The 13112-nt window shown below is 41.7% G+C and carries 8 protein-coding genes, 25 tRNA genes and 1 other annotated feature; of the genes, 3 read left to right on the top strand and 30 right to left on the bottom strand.

Annotated features, from left to right (window positions below; translation table 11 throughout):
- Positions 1 to 404 precede the first annotated feature (404 nt).
- Positions 405 to 2261 carry an ATP-dependent nuclease gene (locus tag FTV88_RS06935; protein ID WP_153724967.1) on the bottom strand — a complete coding sequence of 619 codons (1857 nt, stop codon included), beginning with the start codon at positions 2259 to 2261 and terminating at the stop codon, positions 405 to 407.
- A 354-nt stretch (positions 2262 to 2615) separates the two neighbouring features.
- Between FTV88_RS06935 and FTV88_RS06930 the strand changes: the two genes are divergently transcribed.
- A complete protein-coding gene (locus FTV88_RS06930; RefSeq protein WP_153724966.1) occupies positions 2616 to 3803 on the top strand; it encodes a tyrosine-type recombinase/integrase in 1188 nt (395 codons plus the stop codon).
- A 216-nt stretch (positions 3804 to 4019) separates the two neighbouring features.
- On the opposite strand, the gene FTV88_RS06925 is transcribed toward FTV88_RS06930, so the two are convergent.
- From FTV88_RS06925 to FTV88_RS06795, 27 genes are all read right to left on the bottom strand, one after another.
- Positions 4020 to 4757, bottom strand: coding sequence for a hypothetical protein (locus tag FTV88_RS06925; RefSeq protein ID WP_153724965.1), 738 nt, complete (start codon positions 4755 to 4757; stop codon positions 4020 to 4022).
- Between the two features lie 294 nt (positions 4758 to 5051).
- On the bottom strand, positions 5052 to 6008 hold the full coding sequence (locus tag FTV88_RS06920; protein WP_153724964.1) for a tyrosine-type recombinase/integrase: 957 nt from the start codon (positions 6006 to 6008) through the stop codon (positions 5052 to 5054).
- Between the two features lie 182 nt (positions 6009 to 6190).
- A tRNA-Trp gene (locus FTV88_RS06915) sits at positions 6191 to 6266 on the bottom strand.
- Positions 6267 to 6279: 13 nt separating this feature from the next.
- Positions 6280 to 6354 (bottom strand) — tRNA-Arg (locus FTV88_RS06910).
- A 3-nt stretch (positions 6355 to 6357) separates the two neighbouring features.
- Positions 6358 to 6432, bottom strand: a tRNA-Gly gene (locus FTV88_RS06905).
- A gap of 4 nt (positions 6433 to 6436) precedes the next feature.
- Positions 6437 to 6523: transfer RNA gene (locus FTV88_RS06900), tRNA-Leu, on the bottom strand.
- A 21-nt stretch (positions 6524 to 6544) separates the two neighbouring features.
- Positions 6545 to 6621, bottom strand: a tRNA-Pro gene (locus FTV88_RS06895).
- 9 nt (positions 6622 to 6630) lie between these two features.
- Positions 6631 to 6706, bottom strand: a tRNA-Thr gene (locus FTV88_RS06890).
- A gap of 8 nt (positions 6707 to 6714) precedes the next feature.
- Positions 6715 to 6805 (bottom strand) — tRNA-Ser (locus FTV88_RS06885).
- 7 nt (positions 6806 to 6812) lie between these two features.
- A tRNA-Asp gene (locus tag FTV88_RS06880) sits at positions 6813 to 6889 on the bottom strand.
- 7 nt (positions 6890 to 6896) lie between these two features.
- Positions 6897 to 6972: transfer RNA gene (locus FTV88_RS06875), tRNA-Val, on the bottom strand.
- 7 nt (positions 6973 to 6979) lie between these two features.
- Positions 6980 to 7055, bottom strand: a tRNA-Glu gene (locus tag FTV88_RS06870).
- 5 nt (positions 7056 to 7060) lie between these two features.
- Positions 7061 to 7136 (bottom strand) — tRNA-Lys (locus FTV88_RS06865).
- A gap of 5 nt (positions 7137 to 7141) precedes the next feature.
- A tRNA-Gln gene (locus tag FTV88_RS06860) sits at positions 7142 to 7216 on the bottom strand.
- A gap of 5 nt (positions 7217 to 7221) precedes the next feature.
- A tRNA-Tyr gene (locus tag FTV88_RS06855) sits at positions 7222 to 7305 on the bottom strand.
- Between the two features lie 8 nt (positions 7306 to 7313).
- Positions 7314 to 7389 (bottom strand) — tRNA-Phe (locus tag FTV88_RS06850).
- 8 nt (positions 7390 to 7397) lie between these two features.
- Positions 7398 to 7474, bottom strand: a tRNA-Val gene (locus tag FTV88_RS06845).
- Positions 7475 to 7482: 8 nt separating this feature from the next.
- Positions 7483 to 7559, bottom strand: a tRNA-Met gene (locus FTV88_RS06840).
- 8 nt (positions 7560 to 7567) lie between these two features.
- A tRNA-Leu gene (locus FTV88_RS06835) sits at positions 7568 to 7654 on the bottom strand.
- A 25-nt stretch (positions 7655 to 7679) separates the two neighbouring features.
- Positions 7680 to 7754 (bottom strand) — tRNA-Cys (locus tag FTV88_RS06830).
- 1 nt (position 7755) lies between these two features.
- Positions 7756 to 7831, bottom strand: a tRNA-His gene (locus tag FTV88_RS06825).
- Positions 7832 to 7866: 35 nt separating this feature from the next.
- Positions 7867 to 7943: transfer RNA gene (locus FTV88_RS06820), tRNA-Arg, on the bottom strand.
- A 3-nt stretch (positions 7944 to 7946) separates the two neighbouring features.
- Positions 7947 to 8020, bottom strand: a tRNA-Gly gene (locus FTV88_RS06815).
- Positions 8021 to 8034: 14 nt separating this feature from the next.
- Positions 8035 to 8111 (bottom strand) — tRNA-Pro (locus FTV88_RS06810).
- Between the two features lie 9 nt (positions 8112 to 8120).
- Positions 8121 to 8212: transfer RNA gene (locus FTV88_RS06805), tRNA-Ser, on the bottom strand.
- An 8-nt stretch (positions 8213 to 8220) separates the two neighbouring features.
- Positions 8221 to 8296: transfer RNA gene (locus FTV88_RS06800), tRNA-Met, on the bottom strand.
- A gap of 6 nt (positions 8297 to 8302) precedes the next feature.
- Positions 8303 to 8378 (bottom strand) — tRNA-Asn (locus FTV88_RS06795).
- Between the two features lie 119 nt (positions 8379 to 8497).
- Positions 8498 to 8767: a sequence feature (23S ribosomal RNA rRNA prediction is too short), on the bottom strand.
- 494 nt (positions 8768 to 9261) lie between these two features.
- Here FTV88_RS06795 and FTV88_RS06790 point away from each other — a divergent pair.
- Together FTV88_RS06790 and FTV88_RS06785 are read left to right on the top strand one after the other, a co-directional pair.
- Positions 9262 to 10056 carry a CoA transferase subunit A gene (locus tag FTV88_RS06790; RefSeq protein ID WP_153724963.1) on the top strand — a complete coding sequence of 265 codons (795 nt, stop codon included), beginning with the start codon at positions 9262 to 9264 and terminating at the stop codon, positions 10054 to 10056.
- Positions 10056 to 10784: a CoA-transferase subunit beta gene (locus tag FTV88_RS06785; RefSeq protein ID WP_153724962.1), complete on the top strand. Its 729-nt coding sequence runs from the start codon at positions 10056 to 10058 to the stop codon at positions 10782 to 10784. The genes FTV88_RS06790 and FTV88_RS06785 overlap by 1 nt, the downstream gene beginning before the upstream one ends.
- Positions 10785 to 10812: 28 nt before the next feature.
- Here the strand turns inward: FTV88_RS06785 and FTV88_RS06780 are convergent, their stop codons facing one another.
- Both FTV88_RS06780 and ahpF read right to left on the bottom strand, forming a co-directional pair.
- On the bottom strand, positions 10813 to 11082 hold the full coding sequence (locus FTV88_RS06780; protein ID WP_153724961.1) for a DUF1294 domain-containing protein: 270 nt from the start codon (positions 11080 to 11082) through the stop codon (positions 10813 to 10815).
- Between the two features lie 490 nt (positions 11083 to 11572).
- Positions 11573 to 13102 carry an alkyl hydroperoxide reductase subunit F gene (ahpF, locus tag FTV88_RS06775; protein ID WP_153724960.1) on the bottom strand — a complete coding sequence of 510 codons (1530 nt, stop codon included), beginning with the start codon at positions 13100 to 13102 and terminating at the stop codon, positions 11573 to 11575.
- Positions 13103 to 13112: the final 10 nt, after the last annotated feature.

Here is a 13112-nt window from a genome sequence, read left to right as displayed (position 1 = left end):
TTTTTATCATTGACTTATGCTGTGGCCATGGTTGGTCGTTCCAACGAAAATTGATCGTTTTGAAGCTACTGGGGAGTTCGTCGTAGAAAAGGGCAGGCGTGTTGACTTCAGATATGAGATGAAAGAGCAGACCAGTGGCAAAGAGAAAAACGGCTAGAGAGCCGTAGAATTGTTTTCTGTTGAAGGATAGACGATAGGAGGTTAATTTCATTGCAAGCCTCGAAAATACAGTAGGTAACAACTCGCTACAGAAAATCCTGTTTATGATAGTAATTCGACGTACTTACAGAACTTCCTTTTTAATTCTCAATAAAATGGAAAAAGCGACTTCGCTTTAATACGAGGTCGCTAAAAAATAAAGATAATACTCTTTTTAGACTCGCTTGTAAATTTTAGTAGAAGTATTAGGCAACATCATCCTGTGAATCGTCAATAAACTCTTCACCTGATAATTCTATCAACATTTTTATTACTTCTTTAATATCATCCCTAACTAGTATATCTTCCTTTGTCATTAATTCAGCTATTTTTTTACTATCACGCTTTTCATTATACACACGCACGCCAACTTTTCCTGCTTCTTCTGCTCTGTGTCTAGCTATAGCCATAGCCTCTTTTGGATCATTATCATATTCCGCAGGATCTATCAGTTCAATTGGAATTCTAAGTACGTTTGATACAGCTTCTAACACAAAGTAGTTTTCTAACTCACCGTCTAAAATTCTAATTCTTTCCTTACCTCTAAGCCATCTATGCTTATCTTCAATTCGATTTTTTATTCTATCAGGATCTCTTCCATCTTCATGTTTATCTCTATCAAGAATTAAGACAAAAGGAATTTGAAAATCTATTAAAATATCTGCATTTGCATAATATTCGGCATTTGCACAACCATCCATTGTTATAAAGTGAATTCCCAGTCTTTTGGGATCGAAACCTAATTTTTTAATCCAATTTTGAAAAACTTGTTTATCAGATACTCCTTCAACTATGCAGCAAACTTTTCCTGTTAGTAATTCGCTAACTCGCAACTCTCCAAGAGTAGTGTGAATCTGCTCTTCAGGTATATGCTGTAATGAGATTGTTTTTCCGTTTTGTCTTGTTAATAGTACAATATCTTGCATATCTGCTTCGTCCATAAATAACGTTGAGTGTGTGGTAATAAAAACTTGTCCACTTTTTTCAGATAAATCTTTTAAAGAGTAGAAAAGCTCTTTTTGAGCTGCTAGATGTAAAAAAGCTTCTGGTTCTTCAATTATATATAAAGTAGGTTTAATATCCTCACTATTATTTTCTTGTTGACTTTCATGGCTCATTTTAGTAATTAAGTCGTTAATTTCATTCTGAGCTCTAAGTATAGCTATTAAAACCGAACGTTGAAGACCACTTCCTCTTTGTGATAAAGGTGTATCTATACCTTGTCCATCTTTTACAAACATTGTAAACGTAAATCCTTTACTAACATCAAGAGGCTCGAGTTCTTGTTTTAGCTCTTCTATTAATGGTGTTTGCTCTTTCAATTTATCTTCTACAATTTTCAATATCTTACTATTAATAGATTTTACTTGACCTTCAATTGTATTAATTGCACTTTTACTTGACTGATCTACTTTAAGCCAATTTCTAATACCAACTCTAAATAACTTTCCGAAAACCGAAGAATCACTTGTCATTTTTTGTTCATTGTCGTGGTCTTGGGCTGCTGGTACAAATAACACTTCAGGAAGTAATTTTTCTACCTGAATCCAATCTTCTTTTTGAAGCTCGTTCCATCCATAAGGTTCCAATGAATCTACTTCTGCAATTACCCTTTTTTTAAGATCTTCTATTTCATCAGCATTGCTAGGTTTTCTAGTTGGAAATTCAACACCAAGTTTTTCCCCAATAGATTTCAAGCTTTTATAACTATCCAATTCTTCTTCTGTCGGCTTATATGTCTTGGAATAAAGCTGTTTTTGAACATTAACCTTATTACTATCTTTTCTATAAATTTGCTTAAGTTTAAGTAAGTTTTCGTGTTTTAACTCTTCTAGTCCTGAAACGTTAAAATGAATTTCGATTTCGATCATTGCATCTTGATTAAATTTGGGAAAATCATCAAGAGCAGGCCTCCCATCTTCTAAAAAAATTTGAATAGCTTTTAATGCAGAAGATTTTCCCACATCGTTTTGACCAACTATAATTAACATGCCATCACTGATTGAAGCAGAAAAAGTATCTAGTCCTCTAAAGTTATTAATTTTGATGTACTTGAGAGACACAACAAATCCCCTCCTTTTACCTTGTTATAAATCATATTACCACAATTGTTATGGGAAATTTGTCGATTTGTGTAGAATAAACCATGAATAACCTAAAATTATTCTTCAATATTATAATTTTACTTTTTGTTAAGTATAACCTTTTATTTTGCATTTTTTACCTAAGTCATACTACGCAAATCGAACATTTCACATCCTTAGCATGCTTGTTTTCAATCTTTCCGCCCACACGACTCATCTTAACATAGATAGCTTCTATCAACTTTAACTTCACTTCTCCCCCCACCCTAGATAAACTACAACTGCCCCAACAACAGTTAACCACCAACTACAACTGTGAAAGGAGCAGCCGTTATGTCTAGGGAACGTAACCGTAAAGGCGAGGGCAGCATTTATCAACGTAAGGACGGCTACTGGATTAGTCAAATCTACGTAGGAAAGAAATCCAACGGCAAACACGACTACAAACGTAAATCCTTCAAGGATTACGACGAGGCCGTAGCTTGGAAAGCCACTGTCCTTGCCGACCAACAACTACAACCGAACATCACCGTACCAGAACCACCGAAAGAACTGTCCTTTTCCGATTGGCTAGACCTTTGGCTAAGAGACCACGTAAAACCCAACGTCCGGCCACGAACTTGGGAGAACCACAGCTACATCGTAAACAACCACCTAAAGCCTACGTTGGGTCACTGTTCCCTTACAGCTTTAGAAGCGTCACAACTACAAACTTTACTTAACGACAAACTACAATCAGGCTTATCCAATCGAATGGTTGAGTTGATTTTGATTACAGCTAGGTCGGCATTACGGAAAGCTGTTGAAGAAGGTCATGTAACGGTCAACATTGCCGACACCGTACATAAGCCACGAAAAGAAGATGATAACGATAACACCGATATGGCCTATATGAGTCCAACGGAAATGGCCACTTTCCTTGCCATCGCCAAAGAGGACAGGCTGTGTATCGCTTTTCAACTTCTACTGGGAACGGGCTTACGAGTTGGCGAACTGCTAGCCCTTCGATGGGTTGACGTGGATCTCGATAAAAAAATCATCAACCTTCGCTTATCGGCTGTAAGGATTAGAAATGATGATGAAACTGTAGTTAACGGCAATAACTACAAAGTTATTTTGCAAGAAGCGAACAGAAAAGATCGTCAACGGCAGATACCATTAAACAGCCACCTTATCAAAGCATTGCAACGATGGAAGGTCTATCAGGATTATGATAGGCAACTTACTGGCGATCAATATGTAGATACAGGCTTTGTGGTTACGACGTCAAAAGGGACAGCCGTTCTGCAACGGAATCTTACGAGGAAGTTTCATCAACTGCTGGTGAAAGCAAACCTTCCTTTATATAGCCTATTTTCGTTACGAAAGACCTTTGCTGTTCAACTGCTAGAGATGGATGTCCGGCCAGAGGTTATACAGGAGTTAATGGGGATTGATAGCTTGGATTATTTTATGGAGAAGTACGGTGGAGTTTCGCAGAAATCGAAAGCTAACGCTGTTGAGAAGATTGGGGTAGGATAACTACACAACGATAGCTTCGATATAATACGGCTTTCTAGGATGACCGTCGAAAGCAAAAACGAGATACTATAGTCAACTGGCTCTACGAGAATGGCAACGTACAGCAAAAACCCGTCATTACTGACGGGTTTCTTTTTATGATAAATTCAGCACACTAACTTAAAGGAAAGCGAAAATACTTTAATTTTTTCTGTTGATAGAAAAAGAAGTAATCATTTATAATTTCTCAACTTCAATGCTTTCGCTGTAGTTATAAGAAATATCTCTAATGATATCTTCAATCGTTTCAGTGTCTAGTTTTGCGTAAATTTGTTTTAATGTTAATGCATTGTTTGTAGTATAATCAGCCCATTCTTTTTTTGTAGAATAGGGTAAGTTATCAAAGTAATAAGTTTCAATATCGCCGTTATTATCATGTTCATGTTGAAAATTACTCAAAGGTTGTATAATTCCTAATTGTTCTAACGACTTCTTAGTATTATATTTTTGATAGGCTTTTTCAAAAGACATTTTTACTTTCAAAATTTTTTCTTGTCGTATTCCTATGACATCTTCTGGTCGATATACTATCATGTTTAGGTCATGGAACGAAACGGGATTTTTCTCATTAATTATCTTTTCTTTATGAATTCTCTCGTAATCATACTTAATGCCTAAAGTTTGCAAAATTTGAACAGTTGCACATGGCCCACTGCCACCATATCCACAATTAGCACCGTCTAACCATATTTCTTGCTCATTTTCGTCGTCTCTTAGTATTAGTGTGTAGTTCTTTGAACTATCTTTACGTTTTCCATCGACCAGATATACATCAGGAACATTTCGATAAATCTCTGGGATATCTTCATCATTAAAGTACGCTTCAAAACTAGTTATGTTACCAATAAACTCTAGATTATTCTTAATATACTTCACCGTGCTATGTGAATCAGAGCTGTATCTTATAATTGTCATCAGTCAATCCCCCTTTAGTAGATTTCCTCTTTAATGTATGTATAACTGCTAAAAAATAGAACACTATTCTCTACTGCTGACTGCATACAATATTTATACAAATCAAAGGACATTTTCATATTACTATTCTTGATATTTAATGAGCTAGCGTTATTTACTTACTTATGATCTATAGCAAGAAACCCGCCAGAAGTCATTTCTGACGGGTCTCTCTTTCTATATTGATAACTACAGCCTTAACTCAAACGACTCAATTAATTAACTACAACAGTCATTCAGTCAACTACAACAATCCTACCTCTTCCCCTGCTTCGCCAACGACCTAACTCTCTTTCTACCTGTATTCAAAATATCATTCACTGGCGAAGTCAAACTGTGTACCTCCCTCACATCACTTTGAGTCAAAGCCAAGTACCTTTTCGTCATATTCAAATCAGCATGACCAAGAATACGTTGAACCGTAAACACATCTGCTCCATTTCGCAAATGATGCAAGGCTGAGGCGTGTCTGAACATATAAGGCGTTACATGAACATCAATATTCTTGCCATACGCTTTAACCTTCTTCCCCCAGCTTTCCACAGCTAACTTCCTGCCATCTTCCGTACAGAAGATCGATACATCGCTGTTCCATTCATCGGGCCTGTAACGTAAAAACTCATTGATCGCATTGGCCACCTGTGGAAGCAACGGAAGTGTTCGCTGTTCATGGGTCTTAGCATGTTCTTCACGAATGATTAACTCACGAGATCGGAAATTGTAGTCATTGGGAGTTAACGACAGAAGCTCATTGGGCCTAGCAGCTACTTCGATGGACGTAAGCATCAACGTATAATCCCTTAGCCCTGCAAAGGTTTGACGGTTTGGCTGCTGTAATAACTCTTTTAACGTCTCTGTCGATAACTCAACGATACGATTCGTCTGCTTCTTGCCCTTAATATTTTCTAAAGGATTGCAGGGAATTACGCCTTGGCTGTGTAGCCACCGGAAAAATGGCGATAAGGTACGCAGCTTGCCGTTAAAGTAGTTATTGGACTTGGTGCCGGAAAAGTGTTCTTTAACTGCTGTAGTTAATGCTTGCTTAGAGCCACCGAAAGCTTCTGGGTGGTTACGGAAGAAACGGCTAATGTGGCTTCTGTAATCTTCGATGGTTCGAGGACGAAGGTTCTCACTTTCTTTTTGAAAAAGAAAATCTTCCATCGCTGCTTCCCAACTGTCGTAAGTTACGGACAATTCTTTCATTTTTCTCATCGTCTTTTCATCGCCTTTCTGACAAGTTTTCTGGCCAGAAATAACGAAAAAACCGCTGACCTACTTTGTAAATAGGCCAACGGTTTACTCAATTTTATCGCAGTTTTAACGATTTTTCGGTGCTTTACTTGAAGCTTACTAAAAGCCCACAAAGACCGAGCCATCAATGGTTTCAAAGGTTTTGGCAGGGGAGACAGGACTTGAACCCGCAACCTACGGTTTTGGAGACCGCCGCTCTGCCAGTTGAGCTACTCCCCTATATCACAACAAATGGTGCGCCCGGCAAGAATCGAACTTGCGCACCTGGTTCCGGAGACCAGTGCTCTATCCACTGAGCTACGGGCGCGAATGGAGCGGAAGACGAGATTCGAACTCGCGACCCTCGCCTTGGCAAGGCGATGCTCTACCACTGAGCCACTTCCGCTTAATGGTGCGGTCGAGAGGACTTGAACCTCCACAGCCTTGCGACCACTAGAACCTGAATCTAGCGCGTCTGCCAATTCCGCCACGACCGCAAGTGTTTGGGGTTTTTTGAATGGTCGGAGCGACACGACTTGAACGTGCGACCTCTACCACCCCAAGGTAGCGCTCTACCAAGCTGAGCTACGCCCCGTAAGAAAAGTGGAGCCAGCGACAGGAATTGAACCCGCAACCTACTGATTACAAGTCAGTTGCTCTACCAATTGAGCTACGCTGGCAAACGTCGTGGCGGAGTGGGAGGGATTTGAACCCTCGCTGGACTTACGCCCACTAACGGTTTAGCAAACCGTCCTCTTCAGCCGCTTGAGTACCACTCCATATAAATGGCGGAGCTGACGGGATTCGAACCCGCGGTCTCCTGCGTGACAGGCAGGCATGTTAGGCCTCTACACCACAGCTCCATTTTTTTGGTGGGCGATGACAGGATCGAACTGCCGACCCCCTGCTTGTAAGGCAGGTGCTCTCCCAGCTGAGCTAATCGCCCAATATTTTGGTGACCCGTAGGGGATTCGAACCCCTGTTACCGCCGTGAAAGGGCGGTGTCTTAGACCACTTGACCAACGGGCCCTACATGGTGATCCATGCTGGACTCGAACCAGCGACACCCTGATTAAAAGTCAGGTGCTCTACCAACTGAGCTAATGGATCTTATATGGCTGGGGAGGCTGGATTCGAACCAACGAATGGCGGAGTCAAAGTCCGCTGCCTTACCACTTGGCTACACCCCAAAAAATGGTGGAGGGAGAAGGATTCGAACCTTCGAAGCTTACGCGGCAGATTTACAGTCTGCTCCCTTTGGCCACTCGGGAATCCCTCCAGGGAAGATGGTGCCTCGAGGCGGAATCGAACCACCGACACGAGGATTTTCAGTCCTCTGCTCTACCGACTGAGCTATCGAGGCATACTAAATGGTGGACGATGACGGAATCGAACCGCCGACCCCTTGCATGTCAAGCAAGTACTCTAACCAGCTGAGCTAATCGTCCAGTGTTTTTGGTAGCGGTGGTAGGATTTGAACCTACGACCCTACGGGTATGAACCGTATGCTCTGACCAACTGAGCTACACCGCCAAATACTGTGGTGCCGAAGGCCGGGGTCGAACCGGCACGAAGTTTCCCTCACAGGTTTTTGAGACCAGCGCGTCTGCCAATTCCGCCACTTCGGCATATTACATATAACTGTTATATAATTGGAGGCGGCACCCAGATTCGAACTGGGGAGTAAAGGTTTTGCAGACCTCTGCCTTACCACTTGGCTATGCCGCCATGGGGTGGCTGATGGGACTTGAACCCACGAGTGCCGGAGCCACAATCCGGTGCGTTAACCACTTCGCCACAACCACCATAATATATTTTCTTTAGAACGCCAACTGAAAAGTGGCGCGCCTGGAGAGATTCGAACTCCCGACCGACCGCTTAGAAGGCGGTTGCTCTATCCAACTGAGCTACAGGCGCCTATGGAGCGGGTGATGGGAATCGAACCCACGTAGCTAGCTTGGAAGGCTAGAGCTTTACCATTAAGCTACACCCGCATTTTTAAGAAAAATGGTCGGGGTGACACGACTTGAACGTGCGGCCTCCTGCTCCCAAGGCAGGCGCTCCACCAAACTGAGCTACACCCCGATTCTTCTATGGCGGAGAGAGAGGGATTCGAACCCTCGAGACGGTTTTGCCGCCTACACGATTTCCAATCGTGCGCCTTCGACCAACTCGGCCATCTCTCCTGATAAATTGGTTGCGGGGACAGGACTTGAACCTGTGACCTTCGGGTTATGAGCCCGACGAGCTGCCAGCTGCTCCACCCCGCGTCATTATGGCTCCTCGAGTAGGACTCGAACCTACAACCTACCGGTTAACAGCCGGTTGCTCTACCGATTGAGCTATCGAGGAATATTGCTATCTCAAATGAGATTTTCTAGGGTTTATTCCCTGAAAACTGCACAGAGAAGAAAGCGTTAACTCAGAGTTACCAGAGTATTATACTACAATGTAATATTCAGGTCAAGTCCTCGACCGATTCGTACTCGTCAACTACACGCCTCACAGCGCTTCCATCTCGAGCCGATCAACCAGGTCATCTTCCTGGGGTCTTACCTACTTACGTAGTGGGAAGTCTCATCTTTGGGTCGGCTTCGCGCTTAGATGCTTTCAGCGCTTATCCGGTCCCGACTTGGCTACCCAGCGCTGCACAAAGTAGCAAGCTACTTTGAAGCTCCGTTCGACTTGCATGTGTTAGGCATGCCGCCAGCGTTCGTCCTGAGCCAGGATCAAACTCTCCAAAAAAGGATGTTTTGGAGTTCGCTGCGCCATAAATGGCGTCAGCAGTGAACTTCCTTTGCATTCCTTATATATGGGTGAGCCTGATAAAGCTCTTACTTGACTTCTTTTTGATAACTTTTGTGTTTATAATGAAGGTTTCGAAAAACCATCACCGAATCTGCAAAAGTTCTCAGAATTGATTGGTTTGTCGTAAGCCCAAAAGCTTCGACATTTTCGCACGCTTGACTTGTTTACAACTGTTTGATTTTCAAGGACCAAAGGCTTACTGAAAAGCGTTTTTTGTCGTTTTCTGTCGGCGCTTGCTCGCGGCGACAAGAAGTATTATCACATAACTGTATTCAAAATGCAACCATCTTTTTTTTCCAATAGAAAAGTTTTTTATTGATATTTTTTATTCTATATGTTTTTTCCAAAAGAAGGTTTAGGAGGGGTATCCTAGAATACATTCTCTTCAAGGTGGATTTGTGCTTAGTAAAGAAAAGGGAGGTTTTTTATGATAAACAAGCAAATCGATCTGAGCAGCGCCGGTCAGCTCATTCAAGATGGACAATCAATTGCGCTCGGAGGCAACAGTATTCACCGCTTTCCTGGCTCTTTTGTCAGAGAGCTGGCTAGACAGAAGAAAAAAAAGCTGACTTTAATCAAAACAGCCGGTGCCTATGATGTGGATTTATTATGTTTGAGTCAATCTGTAAAAGCTGTTCATGCAGGCTTTGTTGGTTTTGAAAGTGAGTTTGGTTTAGCACAAAATTATCGCGCAGCTGTCGAAGCTGGAACTGTACAAGCACTTGAACATGCTTGTTACACGGTTATTGCAGGCTTGAGGGCAGCGGCTTTCGGAATCCCTTTTATGCCATTTGCCTCATTAGGCAAAAGTGATTTGCTTCGTGTTCGTAACTTTTTGGTGCAAAAAGATCCTTTCGGCAGTGGTAAAGAAGTCGTACTTGTTCAACGTCTGCGCCCTGATTGGGCTATCATTCATGCACAGGAAGCTGATTTAGAAGGCAACGCTTCTATTATTGGGCCTCATTACGAAGATCTACTAATGAGCCGAGCAGCTCGTGCTGTAATCATAACGACAGAAAGAATTGTAAAAAGCAGTTGTTTTCAAAAAAAACCCGATGCTGTACATATTCCAGGCTTTCTTGTGCATTCCGTCGTCGAAAGTCCCAAAGGCGCATTTCCAGGTAGTTGCTTTGGTGAGTACGATTACGATAGCCATGCCATTCGACACTATCTTTCCTTGCAATCGAAAGATTTGCCCGAGTACCTCGAGGAGGTGAAGTAATGACTGAGTTACGCCAACAAGCCGACTGGATGGCTCTTTCGATGGCTCGTTTGTTACGTAATGGTGAAATTGTTTTTCATGGTTTGGCATCACCACTACCAATGGTATCCATTCTTTTAGCCCGCGCATTAGATGCTCCCAACCTGGTATATCTGAGTATTGCTGGCGCTGTTAACGCAGAGCCTTCAAGCCTGAAAGAATCGACAGTCCATCCAAAACTAACTGAAGGCGCTACTAGCTATTTTTCTTTAGCAGAGATTTTTGATTTGTCTGCTCGTGGTCAATTAAATACTGCTTTTCTTAGTGGCGTACAAATAGATATCCACGGCGACATTAATATGAGTGTTATCGGTGATTTTGATCAACCTAAAGTACGCTTGCCCGGTGGCGCCGGTAGTGCCGTCATTATGCCAACGGCACAACGTGTTATTCTGTGGCGAACCAAACACGATCGTCGATCTTTTGTTAAAGATCTTTCTTTTCGTACGGCCTCAGGGCGAGTCGATAAAGTGGTAACGCCTCTTTGTATTTTTTCCAAAGAAGATGGTCTCTTAAAAGTATGGCGTCTTCGTGCCAATGTATCTTGGGAGGAAGTTGCAGATAAAACAGAATTTGAACTGTTAAAAAGTGCTGACTTCGCGATTGCAGCAGCACCGACTGAAAGAGAGCTAGTTGCTTTAGAAAGAGTTGATCCGCAAGGAATTCGGTATGCGGAATTTTCCCTCTAGATAAAAGGTCTTGTATCATAATTGTAAGCTAGAACAATACCCCTTGTATCCATAAATAATAAAGTACAGCTAGATTCCAAAGTAACAACAAAGGTATGATGATCACAAATGATCGATGCTTTGTCTTGTGGTGAAAAAAGTAAAGCCCAAAAAGAACGCCAGCGGCACCAAGGAAAAAAGCATCATAAAAGAAAGTCTTTTCTTGAATGCGCTGGCCCCCTTTTTGAGCTTGTCTTTTATCATAGCCAACGAGAAAAAAAGCAATGACGTTCCATAATATATAGATGGCAAGTGTCATGATTAATTCCTTTCAGCTTGACAAAAATGTATATGGATAAACAAAGAAGTGGCGTAAAAAGGCCAAGAGGCTCTTGAATATATTTCTATACATTGTCTTGCAAAATCCTGCAAAAATGAAAATTTTTCTTACGTTTACTTCGAACTAAGCAGTTTCATCCGATCAATCTTTTTGACAAAAGTCTAACCGATAAGCCAGTAGCATAGGCAAAATCTTGATTCTATTTTTTAGCGACTATTGATAAGGTCAGCCTTATTAAAAAATAGCTTTATGCTATCTTGATGGTTTCGTTTTATGAAAAGCTTCAAACTTGTAAGCGGTCTTTAGAGACGGCCTAGCAGTCATGTCAAGGAATAAGTGAAAGCCTTGCTGTTAACGCGAACAGCAAGGCTTTCACTTATTCCTTAAAAGTTACACAATCTATTTTTTATTTATTGATTAGTCTTTATTCTGACTTTTCTGCTGAAGAATTAATTTGTAGTTTCCGAAATTAGTTTCTTATTAAATAATCAAATGCACTTAAGGCCGCATTGGCGCCTGAGCCCATAGAAATAACAATTTGTTTATAGGGGCTGTTGGTACAATCTCCCGCAGCAAATAGACCGGGAAGGTTGGTAGCACCATAGCTATCAACGATGATTTCACCGATACGATTCCGTTCCACTTTATCGCCTAACCAATCTGTATTTGGCAACAACCCTATCTGGATGAATAGGCCCTGCAAATCAATATGCTTAACCGTTCCTGGTTCTCGCTCCAAATAGGTAAGACCATTCACTTTATCTGTACCGGTAATTTCTTTTACTTGCACATTTTTAAGAACAGCGACATTGGACAAACTGTATAGACGCTCTTGAAGCACTGCATCGGCTTTCAACTCTGGCATGAACTCAAGCACAGTTACATGTTTTACAATGCCTGCAAGATCAATGGCCGCTTCAATGCCAGAATTACCACCGCCAATGACTGCTACGTCTTTTCCTTTAAATATAGGCCCGTCACAGTGAGGGCAGTAGGCTACACCTTTGTTCTTGAATTCAGCTTCTCCTGGTACGCCTAAATCTCTCCAACGAGCGCCCGTAGCTATGATGACCGTCTTACTCTTTAAAACAGCACCATTTTCAAGTGTAATCTCGATGAATTCCTTTTTCTCTAAGCTACGTGCCCGTTGTAGATTCATCACATCAATATCATAATTTTCGACGTGTTCCCTAAAGCTAGCTGCTAATTTGGGCCCTTCTGTATATTTTACACTGATAAAGTTCTCAATGCTCATGGTGTCCATGACCTGGCCACCGAAGCGTTCTGCCACAATGCCTGTGCGAATGCCTTTACGTGCTGCATAAATCGCTGCGCTAACTCCGGCAGGCCCACCTCCAACAACAAGCACATCAAAGGGCTCTTTCCTATCAAAATCTGAAACATCCACAATATTGCCCATCTTAGCAAGAATTTCTTCAAGTGTCATCCGACCACTGCTGAAATACTCACCATTACGATAAATGGTTGGTACAGCCATGATGTTATTTTTTTCTACTTCATCTCTAAAGGTAGCACCGTCTATCATGGTGTGGGTAATACCCTTATTGAAAATACTCATTACGTTTAGAGCTTGTACAACTTCTGGACAGTTGTGGCACTCTAGGCTGATGTACGTTTCAAAATGGTATTCCCCTTGGATCCTTTTAATTTGCTCTATTAATTTCTGATCAATCTTTGGAGGTCTGCCACTCACTTGCAGCAAAGCTAATACCAGTGAAGTGAATTCATGCCCTAAAGGAATTCCTGCAAAAGTTACACCACTATCTTCACCGATAGGATTTACACTAAAGCTTGGCGTTCTTGCTAACGCTGTTTTCTCTACCGTAATTTTTGGTGACATGTTGGCGATTTCATCAAGTAGAGCCATCATGTCCTTCGATACATTATCAGAGCCAGCACTCACCTTGATGAGCACGTTGTTCTCCAGCAACTCTAGGTATTGACCAAGTTGTTCCTTAATTTCAGCGTCTAGTTGCATGATGGTGATC

The sequence above is a fragment of the Heliorestis convoluta genome (assembly GCF_009649955.1).
Classification (GTDB): domain Bacteria; phylum Bacillota; class Desulfitobacteriia; order Heliobacteriales; family Heliobacteriaceae; genus Heliorestis; species Heliorestis convoluta.
Note: the sequence above shows the minus strand (reverse complement) of the source record. Positions and strands in the feature narration are given on the sequence as shown.